This is a genomic window from Burkholderia sp. BC1 (genome assembly GCF_052683555.1).
In genome coordinates this window covers 43,324-60,611 of record NZ_JBQYLP010000023.1, presented here as the reverse complement: position 1 = coordinate 60,611, position 17,288 = coordinate 43,324, and the positions used below count along the sequence as shown (strand labels likewise).

15 protein-coding genes and 1 tRNA gene are annotated in these 17,288 nt (G+C 66.8%); 9 read left to right on the top strand and 7 right to left on the bottom strand.

Translation table 11 applies throughout. From position 1 onward, the window contains the following. The first annotated feature begins 27 nt into the window (after positions 1 to 27). Together dusA and ACSHSS_RS13775 are read left to right on the top strand one after the other, a co-directional pair. Complete coding sequence (gene dusA, locus ACSHSS_RS13780) at positions 28 to 1,014, top strand: tRNA dihydrouridine(20/20a) synthase DusA (protein WP_445545096.1); 987 nt, start codon at positions 28 to 30, stop codon at positions 1,012 to 1,014. Between the two features lie 59 nt (positions 1,015 to 1,073). Further along, positions 1,074 to 1,149 (top strand) — tRNA-His (locus ACSHSS_RS13775). Positions 1,150 to 1,739: 590 nt separating this feature from the next. On the opposite strand, the gene ACSHSS_RS13770 is transcribed toward ACSHSS_RS13775, so the two are convergent. Together ACSHSS_RS13770 and ACSHSS_RS13765 are read right to left on the bottom strand one after the other, a co-directional pair. Beyond that, complete coding sequence (locus tag ACSHSS_RS13770; protein WP_012213403.1) at positions 1,740 to 2,207, bottom strand: plasmid fertility inhibition factor family protein; 468 nt, start codon at positions 2,205 to 2,207, stop codon at positions 1,740 to 1,742. Between the two features lie 725 nt (positions 2,208 to 2,932). Next, positions 2,933 to 3,640, bottom strand: a complete 708-nt coding sequence (locus ACSHSS_RS13765; protein WP_445545095.1) for a DUF695 domain-containing protein — start codon at positions 3,638 to 3,640, stop codon at positions 2,933 to 2,935. 140 nt (positions 3,641 to 3,780) lie between these two features. Between ACSHSS_RS13765 and ACSHSS_RS13760 the strand changes: the two genes are divergently transcribed. Beyond that, positions 3,781 to 4,089: a hypothetical protein gene (locus ACSHSS_RS13760; protein ID WP_006400171.1), complete on the top strand. Its 309-nt coding sequence runs from the start codon at positions 3,781 to 3,783 to the stop codon at positions 4,087 to 4,089. 134 nt (positions 4,090 to 4,223) lie between these two features. On the opposite strand, the gene ACSHSS_RS13755 is transcribed toward ACSHSS_RS13760, so the two are convergent. The 3 genes from ACSHSS_RS13755 to ACSHSS_RS13745 form a co-directional block, all read right to left on the bottom strand. Continuing rightward, the gene (locus ACSHSS_RS13755) at positions 4,224 to 4,460 is read right to left on the bottom strand and encodes a hypothetical protein (protein WP_445545094.1); all 237 of its coding nucleotides are present in this window, start codon (positions 4,458 to 4,460) and stop codon (positions 4,224 to 4,226) included. A 172-nt stretch (positions 4,461 to 4,632) separates the two neighbouring features. Beyond that, positions 4,633 to 5,271, bottom strand: a complete 639-nt coding sequence (locus tag ACSHSS_RS13750) for an IS1595 family transposase (RefSeq protein WP_445544534.1) — start codon at positions 5,269 to 5,271, stop codon at positions 4,633 to 4,635. A 515-nt stretch (positions 5,272 to 5,786) separates the two neighbouring features. Then, positions 5,787 to 7,373, bottom strand: a complete 1,587-nt coding sequence (locus ACSHSS_RS13745) for an acid phosphatase (protein WP_006409099.1) — start codon at positions 7,371 to 7,373, stop codon at positions 5,787 to 5,789. A 218-nt stretch (positions 7,374 to 7,591) separates the two neighbouring features. Between ACSHSS_RS13745 and ACSHSS_RS13740 the strand changes: the two genes are divergently transcribed. The 3 genes from ACSHSS_RS13740 (at position 7,592) to ACSHSS_RS13730 (ending at position 9,980) form a co-directional block, all read left to right on the top strand. Then, entirely contained in the window at positions 7,592 to 8,977 is a 1,386-nt protein-coding gene (locus ACSHSS_RS13740) for a cytochrome-c peroxidase (protein ID WP_105778656.1), read from the top strand. A 137-nt stretch (positions 8,978 to 9,114) separates the two neighbouring features. Then, complete coding sequence (locus ACSHSS_RS13735; protein ID WP_445545093.1) at positions 9,115 to 9,498, top strand: hypothetical protein; 384 nt, start codon at positions 9,115 to 9,117, stop codon at positions 9,496 to 9,498. An 11-nt stretch (positions 9,499 to 9,509) separates the two neighbouring features. After that, positions 9,510 to 9,980 (top strand): NUDIX hydrolase, encoded by a 471-nt coding sequence (locus tag ACSHSS_RS13730; protein WP_445545107.1) that lies wholly within the window; start codon positions 9,510 to 9,512, stop codon positions 9,978 to 9,980. An 86-nt stretch (positions 9,981 to 10,066) separates the two neighbouring features. Here ACSHSS_RS13730 and ACSHSS_RS13725 read toward each other — a convergent pair whose 3' ends face one another. After that, complete coding sequence (locus tag ACSHSS_RS13725; RefSeq protein ID WP_445545092.1) at positions 10,067 to 11,776, bottom strand: glutamine--tRNA ligase/YqeY domain fusion protein; 1,710 nt, start codon at positions 11,774 to 11,776, stop codon at positions 10,067 to 10,069. A 253-nt stretch (positions 11,777 to 12,029) separates the two neighbouring features. Between ACSHSS_RS13725 and ACSHSS_RS13720 the strand changes: the two genes are divergently transcribed. Next, positions 12,030 to 12,239 carry a glycine zipper 2TM domain-containing protein gene (locus ACSHSS_RS13720; RefSeq protein ID WP_012213594.1) on the top strand — a complete coding sequence of 70 codons (210 nt, stop codon included), beginning with the start codon at positions 12,030 to 12,032 and terminating at the stop codon, positions 12,237 to 12,239. Positions 12,240 to 12,394: 155 nt separating this feature from the next. Further along, the gene (locus ACSHSS_RS13715) at positions 12,395 to 12,949 is read left to right on the top strand and encodes an RBBP9/YdeN family alpha/beta hydrolase (protein WP_217262614.1); all 555 of its coding nucleotides are present in this window, start codon (positions 12,395 to 12,397) and stop codon (positions 12,947 to 12,949) included. 102 nt (positions 12,950 to 13,051) lie between these two features. On the opposite strand, the gene ACSHSS_RS13710 is transcribed toward ACSHSS_RS13715, so the two are convergent. After that, positions 13,052 to 14,272 carry a CaiB/BaiF CoA transferase family protein gene (locus tag ACSHSS_RS13710; protein ID WP_006417033.1) on the bottom strand — a complete coding sequence of 407 codons (1,221 nt, stop codon included), beginning with the start codon at positions 14,270 to 14,272 and terminating at the stop codon, positions 13,052 to 13,054. A gap of 236 nt (positions 14,273 to 14,508) precedes the next feature. On the opposite strand from ACSHSS_RS13710, the gene alaS reads away from it, so the two are divergent. Beyond that, positions 14,509 to 17,133, top strand: coding sequence for an alanine--tRNA ligase (alaS, locus tag ACSHSS_RS13705; protein ID WP_006417031.1), 2,625 nt, complete (start codon positions 14,509 to 14,511; stop codon positions 17,131 to 17,133). Positions 17,134 to 17,288 lie beyond the last annotated feature (155 nt).

Sequence of the window (17,288 nt, the reverse complement as noted above, 5' to 3'; positions counted from 1 at the left end):
CCTCCTCGCCGCGTTTCCGTCGCGCCCATGCTCGACTGGACCGATCGTCATTGCCGCTCGTTCCATCGCACGCTGACGCGCAACACGTGGCTGTATACGGAGATGATCACGACGGGCGCGCTGCTGTTCGGCGACGTCGCGCGGCATCTCGCGTTCACGCCGAACGAGTCGCCGGTCGCGCTGCAGCTCGGCGGCAGCGAGCCGGACGATCTTGCGCGTGCGGCCAAGCTCGGCGAGCAGTGGGGCTACGACGAAATCAACCTGAACTGCGGCTGCCCGTCCGAACGCGTGCAGCGCGGCGCATTCGGCGCGTGCCTGATGAACGAGCCGCAGCTCGTCGCCGACTGCGTGAAGGCGATGCGCGATGCGGTGTCGGTGCCCGTGACGGTCAAGCACCGGATTGGCGTCGATGCGGTCGAGGATTACGCGTTCGTGCGCGACTTCGTCGGCACGGTGGCGCAAGCGGGGTGCTCGACGTTCATCGTGCATGCGCGCAATGCGATCCTGAAGGGCTTGTCGCCGAAGGAGAATCGCGAGATTCCGCCGCTCAAGTACGACTATGCGTATCGGTTGAAGCGCGATTTCCCGTCGCTCGAGATCGTGATCAACGGCGGGATCAAGACGCTCGACGAGGTGGCGCAGCATCTCGAGCACGTCGACGGCGTGATGCTCGGCCGCGAGGCCTATCACAACCCGTACGTGCTCGCCGACGTCGATGCGCGCTTCTACGGATCAACCGACGCCGCGCCGACGCGCGAAGAGGCCGAGGCGCGGCTGATCGAATACTGCGCGGCGGAACTGAAGCGCGGCACGTACCTCGGCGCGATCGTGCGGCATGCGCTCGCTCTGTATCGCGGCGTGCCGGGCGCGCGCGGCTGGCGTCGCGTGCTGTCGGACAACAAGAAGCTCGCGCGCGGCGATCTGGCCGTGTTCGACGAGGCGCGCGCGCATCTGAACGACATCGAAGAAATTTTTGAAAAAAAGGCTTTGCAAGATTCAAAAGAGTTCGTATAATCTTGCTTCTTCGCTGCTGAACAGCAAACGACGCAGCGAAGAGCAAAGCAGTATCAGTGGTGGCTGTAGCTCAGTTGGTAGAGTCCAGGATTGTGATTCCTGTTGTCGTGGGTTCGAGTCCCATCAGCCACCCCAAAGAATTCCGAGCAGTATCAAGTTGTTAGAAACGGCACTGAGATTTCTCAGTGCCGTTTTTGTTTTTGGCGTTCCCAAATTGGGAATCTCGCCCAGGTCGGTTTTGCGCCGACCGAATGATCCGAACGCCGATACACTGTCACTGCCGAGAATCTGAACTGCCGCTGCGACTTTGATCGAAAGGGCCCACGCGCGCTCCGCGAGCTGTGATTCGTCTTATGCGGCTCTCAAAAATCACTCCCATCATCACGCACCGAGCGCATGGTATGCAGACCGGTACATTCAGGCGCCGCGATCCCACTACCCAACGCCGGCTGCTACGCATACCGCCACCACCCCATATCGGCCTTCGCCAAATCCCACCCGCCGTCCCCCGATCCTTTGACATCAATCAACATTGGCGGAATTGAACCGCGATTAGGCGAATTTCACGGCTGACTCACATGCTTTCATCCATGTAAGATGGCCGCACTTTCCTCGCGCCTGTTTTTTCAAGGGCCGTTCGATCCCGACGATATCCCGGATGTCGTCGGGATTTTTTTTTCGCGTTTTCGAATGCCGCTCTCGAATCGCGCCAGCCTTTCCCGACGTCACTGCACGCCGCAATAACGCATCAGCAAATCGGCCTCCGTCTCGTGCACTTCGACGGGCAGGGCGGTCGCGCCTGCATGTGCGAGATAACGCGCGCGATGCTGCCCATTGCGGAACGACACGACACCGACTTTCGCCAGACCGGGAAGGCCGAACAGCGTCCGCGTTCTCGTCTCGCGAAACGTGACGAACGGCATATCGGGAATGCGTGGACTGACCGGATCGAGGAATTCGCGAATACCGGCCGCTTTGCCGGGCGGCCAATACTCGACCGCGGGCAGCACGTAATCCGTGGTGTCGCGGTCGGCGCACGCAAGCAGCCTGGCCGGATCGACGATCACGACGCGATGCCGCGAATCGTCGGATGCGAACACGCGCTTCAGGTGCGTGGACGCATAGGGCGCGTGTCCGGGAAGCGGAACGATCCAGACGTCTTCGCCGCGATAAGTGGTACGAGTCAGTGGCATCGTTTTGGTGAATGGCGCGTGCGGTCTCGATCGGTCTGATGGCGAGTGTAGCAGTGCCGCACGATCGCAAAGCGATCGGGATAACGCAGCGACAAAAAAACGGCGAGGTTCGAACGACGAATCGATCCGCGCAATGCAATGGCGCACACACATACGGACGAATGCCCGCGCCGATGCGCAACTTCGACATTCAAACCAGCAGTCGATTTAAAGACACCCGCGAATATCGCTTTTCGATTGGGCCGCCGCAAGCAACCGGACTGCACAACGCCGCGAGATCATGCGACGGCGCATCGCGCAAACATATGCGCCGCGCTCGCCGACTGCACAACCTGCACACAGTGCGCGCGATTGCTGCATTGGCATCAGCAATGCGTCATTTGCCGCACAGACCGCCGGGCGCCCCGCGCCCGACAATCCGCGTGGTTGACCGTTCTACCCCGGCCCGGTCAACCTTTTCCCCGCTCGCTCGCGTAGGAGCGGGGCTTTTTACCCATCCGGCGCCCGAAGCCCGCGCCGGCAAACCGGACTGCGTCAGCCCGGCTGCTGCGTCGTCGCGCGGTCTCGCGTCGCGCCGTCCGCATGAATTGCTTTCCTCGTGCCTGAGCCTCGCTCAGGCCCATCGCCGGTTGCGGCCGGCGATGTCTTGGTCCCGGCAGCGTACGATTGCGCTGCCGGGATACTTTTTGCGCCGCCACCGCGGCGCGGCCCGCGCGGCAGTCGCGTCAGCGCGCGTCCTCGACATTCGTCTCCCAGCCGCCGTACCGGCCGCCCAGCGAACGCACCTCGCGATCGATCGCAACCGTATGTCCCGTGATGTCGGCGAGCGCCATCGTGCCGTCGTGCATGAATCGCACGACGCTGTTGCCGTCTTCGTCGGGCGCGACCGAGTCGATCTCGTAGCCTTTCGCTTCGGCCCAGTCGGCGAAGTGGTGCGCATCGTCCGGTTCGCGGAAGCTCGCCCAGTGCAGCACGCGCCGGCGCACGTCGCTCGCGTCGCCGTTGCGCCGCAGCGCATCGAGCACCTGCATGTCGAGCATGATCCGGCGATCGTCGTCGGTCGGGTAGAGCGTTCCCCAGTACGTTTCCTTGTCCGGATCGTCCTGATACGCATACTGAAGCGCGTACGTCGTGCGCTCGGCCGCATCGTCGACGACGGCTGCCGCCGTCTCCTCGTCGAACGGCACGTAGAACAGCAGGTCGCGATGGCCGTCGACGGTGATGTGGCCGATCATCACGCCGCCTTTCGCGAGCACGGCAAGTTCGTCGGCGGCCGGCAGCCCGTCAGGCGTCGGCCGCGCGATGTCGACGCGCACGCTGAGCAGCGCCGTGCGCGGATCGTCTTCGGCAATCTCGGCATAACTCTCGTTGAAGCCGATGAACGCTTGGTGATCGCCCATCCGGGCAGGGAAGGTTCCCCAGGTATCGGTCATGGATCTCTCCGGTCAGGGGTCGTGTTGACGGTTGCAAAGCGTTCGAATGTATCATCGAAAGCCGCGTCGGCCGCGCAGGCCGGTGCGAACCCGGGCGGCGCCCGCCGCGCGTGTCGCCTCCACCAGCGAAGGAGATTCCGATGTCGATGTTCGCGGTCAATGGTGTTCGAATCGATCCGCTCAGTGCACGCGTCACGCACGTGCGCTGGGCGGCCGTGAATGCGGCCGACCGCTCGTGGGCGGCGGCGCCGGCCGAGGCGCCGGTCGCCGACGTCGCGCGCGCGATCGCTGCCGGCGACGACGTTCATGCAATCTTCGCCGATGCAGGCGACGCCGTGATCGGCCCGCGGCTGAAGCGCGTGCGCTATCGCGACGCGTCGGAAGGCATCGAGCTCGACGTCGACGCGACGAGCGAAGCGCGTACGTTGCGCGATCTGCCGCAAATCTGAGCGGCGCGCACCGCGCGCACTTGCGCATCGCCGCCGGTGCGCGCAGTATCGGCTGAGGGCCGGCCCGCGCCGGGCCGTCGCACGCGCGACTGACCGACGTTCTGCCGGTCGACGCCAACCGGATCCGGCAAACCTCAGGAAATCATGTCCCGACACTTCATTGCCTCGCTCGTCGCCGCGTCGTGTGCGCTGCTTGCCGCGTGCCAAAGCGCGTCGGAGCCGCCTGCCATGACGCCGTCGCCGGAAACCGCGTCAACGGCGGTGCCGGCTTCGGCGCCCGCAACCCGGATTCGCGGCATCGGCTCGGCACCGCGCCTCGCCGGACAGAGCCACTGGTCCGTGAGCCAGTGCACGTCGAACGGTACGGTCAAGGTCTGTCAGTAGCGCGGCCGGCGCAATGCGCGTCCGCATCCGCAGGCTTTTCACGCGATAGCGATCGGTCGCACCCGGCCGTTCAATCGGCGCGCGATGCTGTCACACATCGGGGCGCTTGCCGCGGCGAGAGAAACTGCGAGCGGCCATCCGCAAAAAAATTGGTAATTCCTACCCAGACCGGACCAAAATGGATTTGATTTCAAGGGTGGGAGTTGCCTTCAGAAGCTTGCACAGCAAGGGTCTGAGGTCGTCGTCCCGATGGTTGAAACGGTAGCAAACTTCAGCCAGGTAAAGATGAAAGAATTTTTGGGGCACGCCGCGGTACGGATAGAGCCAATTCTTGGCGTAGCTCCAGAAGCCTTCGATACCGTTGATGTGATCGCGCCCGACCGGTTTGCCTTTCTCTTTGCGCACGATCACATGGTCGCCGCGTAGCCTAAGGGTGGCGTACGCCTGCCATGCATCGGTGTAGTACAGCGAGCCTTCTCGCGTATGTGCCTGGATCTGCTCCATGATCGCTACCTGGTCATGCGTTGCGATCGGGGCGGCTTTGACTTCGCCATTGCGTTTGACGATGCCGAAGACGACGACTTTACCCGCTGCACCCCAACCACGTTTGCCGTGGCGAGCCCCGCCAAACGTGGTTTCGTCGCATTCCAGCGCCCCGCCAAACGGCTCGCGCAGTTGCTCTTGCTGAGCCATGCATGCACGAATCAAACGATAGAAGCGCTCGCGTGATTTGGCGCTGATCGAGGTATCAAACCGCTGCCGATAAACCGGCACGCCCAGCACGAACAACTCCAGCAAGCGCGTCTTCTGCCGACTGCTCAGGCGCACCGAATCCCAGACCGACGTCCAACTGAATTTCTTGCCACAGCTACGGCACTTGTACCGTCCATCGGACAATTCATAGGGCCTGCTCGTCGCGCATTCAGGACAGCGTTTCATCGTCGGACCAGCATAACTCCGGTCCGGTCTGGGTAGGAATTACCAAAAAAAAAAGAGCGAAGCGCCGCGGCGAGCGAGCACCGCGCAGTGATCGTGTCTGCCATCCGGACGGCGGTCTGCGATCGAGGTTCGCGCGCTGCGCGACGCGCGAAGGCGGCCGCGCGTTCGACACGGCGCGGCGCCTTCGCGCTCGACCGGTTCGGCGTCGGCGAGCAAGCCGCTCGCGCGATCGCACGGCGATTCGCCGGCCGGCGTGAGCGGCAGACGGCGCGGCGTGCGATACAGCGGCATCGCGCCGGCACGCTACGCGCTCGCCGATCTCGCCGCGACGCCGGGCCGGCCGTGCGGCCGCCCGGTGCGCGACGATGCGGCGCTTACAGGTTCGGCGACAACTCGAGCGCGTTCGTCAGATCGCCCATTGCCGGTGCGCCGTTCGCCTTCAGCGCATCGTCGCGCTGCTGCAGGCCCGGCAGGCGCGGCAGCGAGAAGCGGCGCGTGATGAAGCGCAGGATCGACGCGGTGTCGTACTGCGTGTGATCGACGAAACCCTTCTTCGCGTACGGCGACACGATGATCGCCGGAATCCGCGTGCCGGGGCCCCAGCGGTCGCCCTTCGGCGGCGCGACGTGATCCCAGAAGCCGCCGTTCTCGTCGTAGGTGACGACGACGACCATGTTCTTCCACTGCGGGCTCGCCTGCAGATGCGCGATCACGTTCGCGATGTGCTGGTCGCCGCTCGCGACGTCGGTGTAGCCCGCGTGCTCGTTCAGGTTGCCCTGCGGCTTGTAGAACGCGACCTGCGGCAGCGTGCCGGCGTCGATCGCCTGGATGAACGCGCTGCCGTCGGTGCCGCCGTCGAGCAGGTGCTGCGCGCGATTCGCGGTGCCGGGCGCCTGGTTCGCGTAGTAGTTGAACGGCTGGTGGTGCGGCTGGAAGTTCGGCGCCGTCATGTTCGGGCCGTAGATCACGTTCGCGGTTCCGCTTTGGGCGGCCTGCAGCGCCTGGCCCCAGGCACCGCCGTACCAGGCCCACGACACGCCCGCGTTGGTCAGCAGATCGCCGATGTTCTGCTGCGTCTGCGGCGGCAGCGTCGTCGCGGCCGACGGATCGGCGAGGTTCGGATCGCCGCCTGCGGCCGCCTTGTTGCCGCTCGGCTGATAGGGCGGCTGCATCGTGTTGACCGCGTAGAAGTCGGGCGTCAGGTTGCCCGAGTTCACGAACTTCGGTGCGCCGGCGAGCGCGGACGCCGGCGAGTTGCTCGCGAGCTGCAGCGACTTGCCGTCCGCGTTGACGGCGGAGATCGAGCCGGCTGCCGGGCTCTTGTCCGCGTTCGCGTAGTACGGCGCGCACGCGCAGATCAGGTATTGGTGGTTCAGGAACGAGCCGCCGAATGCGCCCATGAAGAAGTTGTCCGCGAGCGTGTACTGCTGCGCGATCTTCCAGAGCGGCAGCTTCGATGCGTCGGCCGTGTAGTGGCCCATCACGAGGCCGCCCGAATCGGCCCACGCGGCGAACATGTCGTTCTTGCCGCCGTTGATCTGCATCTGGTTCTCGTAGAAGCGGTGATACAGGTCACGCGTCGTCACGCTCATCGACGTGTTGAAGCCGTTCGGATCGTCGATCGCGAACGGCGCGTTCGGCAGGTTCTCGGTCATCGCTTCGGTCACGGCCGGCGTGACGCCCTTGGCGGTCAGGCCGCCCCAGATCTTCGGCAGCGTCGCGAGCGGCTGACCGTTGCGGTCCTTCTGCTGCGCGCTGGCGGCCGTCACGTTCTGCAGCCCGTTGGCGCCGGGGAAGTTGCCGTACAGGTTGTCGAAGCTGCGGTTCTCCGCGTAAATGACGACGACGTTCTTCACGGCCGACAGGCCCTGCTGCTGCACGTCGTCGCCGCCGCAGGCGGTGAGGGCGAGCGCCGCGGCAACGGCGATCGGCGTAAAGCGAATCCAGGCGTGGTGGTTCATCCGTTGTACTCTCATCTCTCTTGTCGCGTGGGGACCGGCGTCGATTGCCGGGCGACCCGGCAGGCGGGCGCGGCATGTCCGGCAGCCCGCATTCTGAGGGCGCGATTTGACAGGCTGGTGTAGGCGTCCTTTCGAATGGCTGTCGATGCTTCGTCATGGAACGGTCATGCGGCTGACATAAACTCCGGCCGCTCCTGAACCGACATTGCGATCCATCGATGAAGCTTCGCCTACCGAGAACCGGCGCGCTCGTGCGCCCGTGGCGGCGCGCGGGCCGCGCGCTTGCGCTGGCCGCCGCGCTCGCCGCCGTTGCGGGCTGCGACGCGCAGCCCGGCGCGGGTGCCGCGCTTGCCCAGCCCGCCGGCGCATCGGGCGCCGCGCAGCGTGCGGCCGCACCGGCGTCGGCCGCCGCCGGCGACGGCGCGCCGCTCGTCGCGACGAACCGTCCGCAGACGCGCGCGCAAGTTTACGAAGGCGTGCGCCGGATGACCGCGCTCGGCAAGCAACTTTTCTTCGACCCTACGCTGTCAGGTTCCGGCAAGCTCGCGTGCGCGTCGTGCCACAGCCCCGAGCATGCGTTCGGGCCGCCGAACGCGCTGTCGGTGCAGCTCGGCGGCGACGACATGCGGCGTGCCGGGTTTCGCGCGGTGCCGTCGCTGAAGTATCTGCAGGGCGTGCCGCCGTTCGCCGAGCACTTCCACGATTCGGACGACGAAGGCGACGAGAGCGTCGATGCCGGCCCGACCGGCGGCCTCACGTGGGACGGCCGCGTCGACACGGGCGCCGCGCAGGCGCGCATTCCGCTCACATCGCCGTTCGAGATGAACAGTTCGCCCGCGAAGGTCGCGCGCGCGGTGCGCGCGGCACCATACGCGGACGCGTTTCGCGCCGTGTTCGGCGCGAACGTGCTCGACGACGATCGCGCGACGTTCGACGCCGTGCTGCGCGCACTCGGCACGTTCGAGCAGACGCCGTCGCTGTTCGCGCCGTACACGAGCAAGTACGACGCGTACCTCGCGGGCCGCGCGCAGCTCACACCCGCCGAGCTGCACGGACTGCAGCTCTTCAACGATGAGAAGAAGGGCAACTGCGCGAGCTGTCACGTGAGTCAGCGCGCGCTGGACGGCACGCCGCCGCAGTTCAGCGATTTCGGCCTGATCGCGATCGCGGTGCCGCGCAACCGCGCGCTGCCGGTCAATCGCGATCCGCGCTTCTACGATCTCGGCGCATGCGGGCCCGAGCGGACCGACCTGAAGGGCCGCGACGAATTCTGCGGGCTGTTCCGCACGCCGTCGCTGCGCAACGTCGCGCTGCGCAAGACGTTCTTCCACAACGGCGTGTATCACTCGCTCGAGGACGTGATGCATTTCTATGCGGAGCGCGACATCCATCCCGAGAAGTTCTATCCGGTCGTGCACGGCCGCGTGCAGCGCTACGACGATCTGCCGAAGCGCTACTGGACGAACATCAACCGCGAGCCGCCGTTCGACCGCAAGCCGGGCGACCGGCCCGCGCTCGACGAGGCCGAGATCAAGGACGTGATCGCGTTTCTGAACACGTTGACCGACGGATATCAACCCGCGGCGACTCAGGCCCGCCGCTAGACGGGCACGCACACGCACGCATGCTATCCTCGGTCGCTGACGCGCGCGGCGCATGCCGGGTCTCCGGCCGCCGGTTCGCCGGCCGCCGGGTCGCCGGCCGCGCCGCGCGCGTCGCTCGAACATCCAAGGAGAACAATATGTCGATGCGTGCATCCCTTTTCATCGCGCGTGCGCTGGCCGGCGCCGCGTGTGCGACCGCCATGCTGTCCGCCCATGCGCAAAGCAACCTGGGCTTCCTGAACGACACGCCGATCACGTATTTCAGCAAGGCCGACGCCGCCTCGCTGACGAAAGCCGTCGTGCATGCGCGCGATGCCGGCAAGGACGGCGAGACGACGACGTGGCAGAACAGCGGCGGCCGCACGCAGATCGAAGCGAAGCTGACGCCGGCGACGCTCGACAAGGACGGCAAGCATTGCCGCGAAGTGACGACCGAGATCGCGGCGAAGGGACAGACGATGACGCTCAAGCCCGTCTACTGCCAGACGGGCGCGGGCAAGTGGCAGTTGCGGAAGCGCTGAGCACGCAGGCGATGAGGCGCAGCGGCGCGCCGCGCACGGTGTCGTGCGGCGTCGTGATCCTCGATGCGGCCGGCCGCGTGTTCCTCGCGCATGCGACGGACACGACGCACTGGGACATCCCGAAGGGGCAGGGCGAGCCGGGCGAGTCGCCGCGCGATGCGGCGCTGCGCGAACTGCGCGAGGAAACCGGGATCGAGATCGAGCCCGGGCGGCTCGTCGATCTCGGCCGCTTCGCCTATCGGCACGACAAGGATCTGCACCTGTTCGCGGTGCGCGTCGCGCCCGACGAGATCGACCTCGCGCGCTGCACCTGCACGTCGCTGTTTCCGAGCCGCCGCGACGGCTCGCCGATTCCCGAGATGGATGCGTATCGGTGGACCGATCCCGCCGACGTCGACGCCTATGCGAGCCGTAGCCTCGCGCGGCTGTTCCATACGACGCTGCCGCTCGCGGAACTCCATCGGCGGCTGTCGGACGCATGAGCGGGCGCGCGGCTTGCCGTCGCAAAACCGCAGGGCAATAAAAAACCGGCGCGAGCCGGTTTTTTATTTGATGCGCGGGGAGCCCGTCAGGCCGGCTTGCCCCAGCTGTCGCGCAGCCCGACGATGCGGTTGAACACCGGCTTGCCCGGCTTCGAATCGACGCGATCGGCGACGAAGTAGCCGTGCCGTTCGAACTGCAGACGCGTTTCCGGTGCGACGTCGCCGGCGCCCGGCTCGACGAACGCATGCACGATCTTCTTCGAATCGGGATTCAGCGCATCGAGGAAGTTCGCGCCGCCGGCATCCGGATGCGGCTCCTTGAACAGGCGGTCGTAGATCCGCACTTCGGCCGGCTGCGCATGCTTCGCGCTGACCCAGTGGATGTTGCCCTTGACCTTGTAGTTGTTCGCGCCGTCGGTGCCCGACTTGCTGTCCGGGAAGTAGTTGCAGTGCACGGCCGTCACGTTGCCGTCGGCATCCTTGTCGAAGCCCGTGCACTCGACGACGTAGCCGTAGCGCAGCCGCACCTTGTTGCCGGGGAACAGGCGGAAATAGCCCTTCGGCGGCTGCTCGACGAAGTCCTCGCGCTCGATCCACAGCTCGCGCGAGATCGGGAACGTGCGCACGCCGCGATCCGGATGATGCGGATGCACGGGCGCCGTGCAGGCTTCTTCCTGGCCTTCCGGATAGTTGTCGATGATCAGCTTCAGCGGGTCGAGCACCGCGACCGTGCGCGGCGCCTTGTCGTCGAGATCGTCGCGCAGCGCGCCTTCGAACACGCTCATGTCGATCCACGAGTCGACCTTCGTCACGCCGATCCGCTCGCAGAACAGATGAATGCTCTCGGGCGTGAAGCCGCGACGGCGGATGCCGACGATCGTCGGCATGCGCGGATCGTCCCAGCCGTCGACATGGCCTTCGGTGACGAGCTGCAGCAGCTTGCGCTTGCTCGTGATCGCATAGGTGAGGTTCAGCCGCGAGAATTCGATCTGCTGCGGCAGCGGGCGCGTGAAGATGCCGGCATCCGCGAGCTCGCTCAGCACCCAGTCGTACAGCGGGCGGTGATCCTCGAACTCGAGCGTGCAGAGCGAATGCGTGATGCCTTCGAGCGCATCGGAGATGCAGTGCGTGTAGTCGTACATCGGATACACGCACCATGCGTCGCCGGTGCGGTAGTGGTGCGCGTAGCGGATCCGGTAGATCACCGGGTCGCGCATGTTCATGTTCGGCGACGCCATGTCGATCTTCGCGCGCAGCACGTGCTCGCCTTCCTTGAACTCGCCGGCCTTCATGCGGCGGAACAGGTCGAGGTTCTCGTCGGGCGTGCGGTCGCGGAACGGCGACGCCTTGCCGGGCTCGGTCAGCGAGCCGCGGTTCGCGCGCATCTCGTCGGCGCTCTGGCTGTCGACGTAGGCCTTGCCGCGCTTGATCAGCAGCTCGGCGAACTCGTACAGCTTGTCGTAGTAGTCGCTCGCGAAATACTGATGATCGACCGCGTCCTTGCGCCAGTCGAAGCCGAGCCAGCGCACCGCATCGACGATCGAGTCGACGTATTCGATGCTTTCCTTTTCCGGGTTCGTGTCGTCGAAACGCAGGTGGCACACGCCGCCGTAGTCGCGCGCGATGCTGAAATTCAGACAGATGCTCTTCGCATGACCGATATGGAGATAGCCGTTCGGCTCGGGCGGGAAGCGCGTCTCGACGCGGCCGCCCCATTTGCCGGTGCGGTTGTCGTCGTCGATGATGTTGCGAATGAAGTTGGAAGCCGCGGGGGCGTCGTTGCGTTCGGTGCTCATGCGGGTGGCGTCAGGTTGGGGCGGCGCGTCGCGCCGGTTTAATCCTGCAATTCTACCTGACCGGGGTCGGTCCCGCGCGGCCTGCGGCCCGGCGCGCCGCTGCCGATGTCGCGTGCAGGCAATGTCTCGACTTTGTGTCGGCTGTAACACGACGTAAATCGGATTGCCCGGCCCGTTCGGCTTTTCCTATGATGGCAGCACCGATTCAAATGCCGCCGTGCGCAGCGCGCGCGACGGGAGGACACCAAGAACCATGATGAAGAAGACCACTTTTGTCGTTCGTACCGCGGTGATCGTCGCGGTCCTGTCGCAACTCGGCGCCTGCGCGATGACGCACACGCAGCGCAACGCCGGCATCGGCGCGGCCGCAGGCGGCGCGCTCGGCTACCTGATCACGGGCGGCCCGCTCGGCACGGTCGCGGGCGCGGCGGCCGGCGGCATCGTCGGCGCGAACGTCCGCTAAGCGGCGCGGCGTCCGCCCCGCGCGGGGCCGGGCGCCGTCCCGTCTCTTTTCGCACACATCGTTCCGGCATTCGCTCGACAGGCAGCATCAGGGAGGAACGGATGTGCGACACTTCGTCGGCTCCTATAACACTTTCATTTGCCGACGATCCTTCGATGAACGATCCCCTCGTTTTCGTCCTGCCGGGCTACGGTGACTCGGGCCCGCTCCATTGGCAGAGCCGCTGGGCGCGCGCGGACGCGCGCTTCGTGCGCGTCGCGATGCCCGACTGGGAACGCGCCTTCCGCAACGGCTGGTGTCTCGCGCTCGATCGCGCGGTACGCGCGGCGCCGGGCCCCGTGCTGCTCGCCGCGCACAGCCTCGGCACGCTGACCGCCGCCTGGTGGGCGACGCGCTATGCGCGGCCCGACACGCTCGCGAAGGTGCGCGGCGCGCTGCTCGTCGCGCTGCCCGATCCGTCCGGGCCGGCGTTTCCGGCCGACGCGCACGGCTTCGGGCCCGTGCCGCTCGAACGGCTGCCGTTCCCGACGCGCGTGGTCGCGAGCAGCGACGATCCGTACGGCTCGCTCGCGTTCGCGCGCAACTGCGCGCAGGCATGGGGCAGCGCATTCCACGAACTCGGCCCGCGCGGCCACATCAACGCGGACAGCGGGCTCGGCGACTGGCCCGACGCACGCGGCTGGCTCGACGCGCTCACGCGGCGCGGCTGACGGGCACCGGCGCGACCGCCGGGCCCGATGGCGCTTCGGCGGCGCGCCAACGCAGTGCCGGCGCATGCGCCCGGCCTGCACGGCGGCCGAGCGCCGCGCCGCTCAGATCGCCTGCTTCGCCTTCAGCGCCGCGATCCGCGCATCGTCGTAGCCGAGCATGTCGCGCAGCACGTCGTCGGTGTGCGCGCCGAGCAGCGGCGGGGCGGTGCGCGCATCGGGCGGCGTCGCGCTCATCCGCACCGGATTGCGCACGAGCTTCACGTCCGCGCCGCACGGATGCGGCAGCGCGACTTCCATGCCGCGCGCGACGACCTGCTCGTTCGCGAACACCTCGGCCAGATCGTTGATCGGCCCGCACGGCACGCCGGCCGCCTCGAGCGCGTCGATCCATGCCGTCTTGCTGCGCGTCTTGACCATCTCCGCGAGGATCGGCACCAGCGTGTCGCGATGGCGCACGCGCGCGGGATTGGTCGCGAAGCGTTCGTCGTCGGCGAGTTCCGGCCGCCCGCCGGCTTCGACGAACTTGCGGAACTGCCCGTCGTTGCCGACCGCGACGATGATCCAGCCGTCGCTCGTCTGGAACGTCTGGTACGGCACGATGTTCGGATGCGCGTTGCCCCAGCGCACGGGCGGCGTGCCGCTCGCGAGGAAGTTCGTGTTCATGTTCGCGAGCAGCGCGACCTGCACGTCGAGCAGCGCCATGTCGATGTACTGGCCTTCGCCGGTGCGGTCGCGATGCGCGAGCGCGGCGAGCACCGCGATCGTCGAATAGAGGCCGGTCGCGAGATCGGCGATCGCGACGCCGGCCTTCTGCGGGCCGCCGCCCGGCACGCCGTCGCGCTCGCCCGTGATGCTCATGAAGCCGCCGATCCCCTGCACGATGAAGTCGTAGCCCGCGCGATGCGCGTACGGGCCGGTCTGGCCGAAGCCCGTCACCGAGCAGTAGACGAGATCGGGCTTCACGGCGCGCAGCGAGGCATAGTCGAGCCCGTATTTCTTCAACTGGCCGACCTTGTAGTTCTCGAGCACGACGTCGCTCTGCGCGGCGAGCTCGCGCACGATCTGCTGGCCTTCGGGGGTCGCGATGTCGACCGTCACCGAGCGCTTGTTGCGGTTCGCCGCGAGATAGTAGGCGGCCTCGGCGGTGTCGGCGCCGTGCGCGTCCTTCAGGTAGGGCGGCCCCCAGTGGCGCGTGTCGTCGCCGGCGCCCGGGCGCTCGATCTTGATCACGTCGGCGCCGAAGTCGGCGAGCGTCTGCGCGCACCACGGGCCCGCGAGCACGCGGGTCAGGTCCAGCACGCGGATATGGCTCAGGGCACCCATCGTCGAATCGTCTCCTTTCATGGCGTGGCCTTGCGCGGCAAGGCGAATTGGCATGCCGAGCATCTTAAGGCGAATCGGCGTCGCCGGTGGCCCCGTGGGGCCGGCCGGAGCGCCGAGCCGCTTTGCCGGGAATCGCATTCAATCCCGTATAATCGATCGTTTCCGAACCATGCCGCCGCGCGTCCGCAACGGCCGCCGGCGTTTGAAGCCGTCTTAGCAGACTGTCCCCGCACGCCATGAAAGCTGCCGAAATCCGCGAGAAATTTCTCAAATTCTTCGAATCGAAGGGCCACACGATCGTCCGCTCGTCGAGCCTCGTGCCCGGTAACGATCCCACGCTGATGTTCACGAACTCGGGGATGGTCCAGTTCAAGGACGTCTTCCTCGGCACGGACCGGCGTCCGTACACGCGAGCGACGACGGCGCAGCGCAGCGTGCGTGCGGGCGGCAAACACAACGACCTCGAGAACGTCGGCTACACCGCGCGGCACCACACGTTCTTCGAGATGCTCGGCAACTTCTCGTTCGGCGACTACTTCAAGCACGACGCGATCCGCTTCGCGTGGGAGCTGCTGACCACGGTCTACATGCTGCCGAAGGACAAGCTGTGGGTCACCGTTTACCAGGAAGACGACGAGGCGTACGACATCTGGGCGAAGGAAGTCGGCGTGCCGACCGAGCGCATCATCCGGATCGGCGACAACAAGGGCGCGCGCTACGCGTCCGACAACTTCTGGACGATGGGCGACACGGGTCCGTGCGGCCCGTGTACGGAGATCTTCTACGATCACGGCCCGGAGGTGTGGGGCGGGCCGCCGGGGTCGCCGGAAGAGGACGGCGACCGCTACATCGAAATCTGGAACCTCGTGTTCATGCAGTTCAACCGCGACGCGCAGGGCAACATGACGCGCCTGCCGAAGCCGTGCGTCGATACCGGCATGGGCCTCGAGCGTCTCGCCGCGGTGCTGCAGCACGTGCACAGCAACTATGAGATCGATCTGTTCCAGAACCTGATCAAGGCCGCCGCGCGCGTGACCGAAGTCAGCGATCTGAACAACAACTCGCTGAAGGTGATCGCCGATCACATCCGCGCCTGCGCGTTCCTGATCGTCGACGGCGTGATTCCGGGCAACGAAGGCCGCGGCTACGTGCTGCGTCGCATCGTGCGCCGCGCGATCCGCCACGGCTACAAGCTCGGCCGCAAGGGCGCGTTCTTCCACAAGCTGGTGGCCGATCTCGTCGCCGAAATGGGCGCCGCGTATCCGGAGCTGAAGGAAGCCGAGCAGCGCGTGACCGACGTGCTGCGTCAGGAAGAGGAGCGCTTCTTCGAAACGATCGAGCACGGCATGTCGATCCTCGAATCGGCGCTCGCCGATCTCGAGGCGAAGGGCGGCAAGGTGCTCGACGGCGAACTCGCGTTCAAGCTGCACGACACCTACGGCTTCCCGCTCGATCTGACGGCCGACGTCTGCCGCGAGCGCGGCGTGACGGTCGACGAGCCGGCGTTCGACGACGCGATGGCGCGCCAGCGCGAGCAGGCGCGCGCGGCCGGCAAGTTCAAGGCCGCGCAGGGCCTCGAATACACGGGCGCGAAGACGACGTTCCACGGCTACGAGGAGATCGCGTTCGACGACGCGAAGGTCGTCGCGCTGTACGTCGACGGCTCGGCCGTCACCGAAGTGAAGGCCGGCCAGGATGCGGTCGTCGTGCTCGATCACACGCCGTTCTACGCGGAATCGGGCGGCCAGGTCGGCGACCAGGGCGTGCTCGCGAACGCGTCGACGCGCTTCGCGGTCGCCGACACGCTGAAGGTGCAGGCCGACGTGATCGGCCACCACGGCACGCTCGAGCAGGGCACGCTGAAGGTCGGCGACGTGCTGCGCGCGGAGATCGACGCGCAGCGCCGTGCGCGCACGCAGCGCAACCACTCGGCGACGCACCTGATGCACAAGGCGCTGCGCGAAGTGCTCGGCTCGCACGTGCAGCAGAAGGGCTCGCTCGTCGACGCGGACAAAACGCGTTTCGACTTCGCGCATAACGCGCCGCTGACCGACGACGAAATCCGTCGCGTCGAACAGATCGTCAACAACGAGATCCTGGCCAACGCGCCGGGCATCGTGCGCGTGATGCCGTACGACGAAGCGGTGAAGGGCGGCGCGATGGCGCTGTTCGGCGAGAAGTACGGCGACGAAGTGCGCGTGCTCGACCTCGGCTTCTCGCGCGAGCTCTGCGGCGGCACGCACGTGAGCCGCACCGGCGACATCGGGCTGTTCAAGATCGTGATGGAAGGCGGCGTCGCGGCCGGCATCCGCCGCGTCGAGGCGATCACCGGCGACAACGCCGTGCGCTACGTGCAGGAACTCGACGCGCGCGTGAACGAAGCGGCGGCCGCGCTGAAGGCGCAGCCTGCGGAGCTCACGCAGCGCATCGCGCAGGTGCAGGATCAGGTCAAGTCGCTCGAGAAGGAGCTCGCGGCGCTGAAGTCGAAGCTCGCGTCGAGCCAGGGCGACGAGCTCGCGCAGCAGGCCGTCGAAGTCGGCGGCGTGCACGTGCTCGCGGCGACGCTCGACGGCGCCGACGCGAAGACGCTGCGCGAGACGGTCGACAAGCTGAAGGACAAGCTGAAGAGCGCGGCGATCGTGCTCGCGGCGGTCGAGGGCGGCAAGGTCAGCCTGATCGCCGGCGTGACGGCCGAGGCGAGCAAGAAGGTCAAGGCCGGCGAGCTCGTGAACTTCGTCGCGCAGCAAGTCGGCGGCAAGGGCGGCGGCCGTCCCGACATGGCGCAGGCGGGCGGCACCGAACCGGCGAACCTGCCGGCCGCGCTCGCCGGCGTGAAGGGCTGGGTCGAAGCACGGCTCTGATCGCCCGAGCGCGCGGCCGCGCGGCGCCCGCCGCGGTGCCGCGCTTCGCCGGCGTCACGCAAGCAAACGAAACGCCCCGATCGGCGCAGGCCGGTCGGGGCGTTTTGCATTCGGAGCCCGGCGAGCGGGCCGGCGAACGAACGGTGAACCGCCCG

Excerpts from the sequence above, each read along its gene's own strand:
- dusA (WP_445545096.1), top strand. The coding sequence starts at position 28 with ATGCTCGACTGGACCGATCGTCATTGCCGCTCGTTCCATCGCACGCTG.
- ACSHSS_RS13770 (WP_012213403.1), bottom strand. The coding sequence starts at position 2,207 with ATGCCACTGACTCGTACCACTTATCGCGGCGAAGACGTCTGGATCGTT.
- ACSHSS_RS13765 (WP_445545095.1), bottom strand. The coding sequence starts at position 3,640 with ATGACCGATACCTGGGGAACCTTCCCTGCCCGGATGGGCGATCACCAA.
- ACSHSS_RS13760 (WP_006400171.1), top strand. The coding sequence starts at position 3,781 with ATGTCGATGTTCGCGGTCAATGGTGTTCGAATCGATCCGCTCAGTGCA.
- ACSHSS_RS13745 (WP_006409099.1), bottom strand. The coding sequence starts at position 7,373 with ATGAACCACCACGCCTGGATTCGCTTTACGCCGATCGCCGTTGCCGCG.
- ACSHSS_RS13740 (WP_105778656.1), top strand. The coding sequence starts at position 7,592 with ATGAAGCTTCGCCTACCGAGAACCGGCGCGCTCGTGCGCCCGTGGCGG.
- ACSHSS_RS13735 (WP_445545093.1), top strand. The coding sequence starts at position 9,115 with ATGTCGATGCGTGCATCCCTTTTCATCGCGCGTGCGCTGGCCGGCGCC.
- ACSHSS_RS13730 (WP_445545107.1), top strand. The coding sequence starts at position 9,510 with ATGAGGCGCAGCGGCGCGCCGCGCACGGTGTCGTGCGGCGTCGTGATC.
- ACSHSS_RS13725 (WP_445545092.1), bottom strand. The coding sequence starts at position 11,776 with ATGAGCACCGAACGCAACGACGCCCCCGCGGCTTCCAACTTCATTCGC.
- ACSHSS_RS13720 (WP_012213594.1), top strand. The coding sequence starts at position 12,030 with ATGATGAAGAAGACCACTTTTGTCGTTCGTACCGCGGTGATCGTCGCG.
- ACSHSS_RS13715 (WP_217262614.1), top strand. The coding sequence starts at position 12,395 with ATGAACGATCCCCTCGTTTTCGTCCTGCCGGGCTACGGTGACTCGGGC.
- ACSHSS_RS13710 (WP_006417033.1), bottom strand. The coding sequence starts at position 14,272 with ATGGGTGCCCTGAGCCATATCCGCGTGCTGGACCTGACCCGCGTGCTC.
- alaS (WP_006417031.1), top strand. The coding sequence starts at position 14,509 with ATGAAAGCTGCCGAAATCCGCGAGAAATTTCTCAAATTCTTCGAATCG.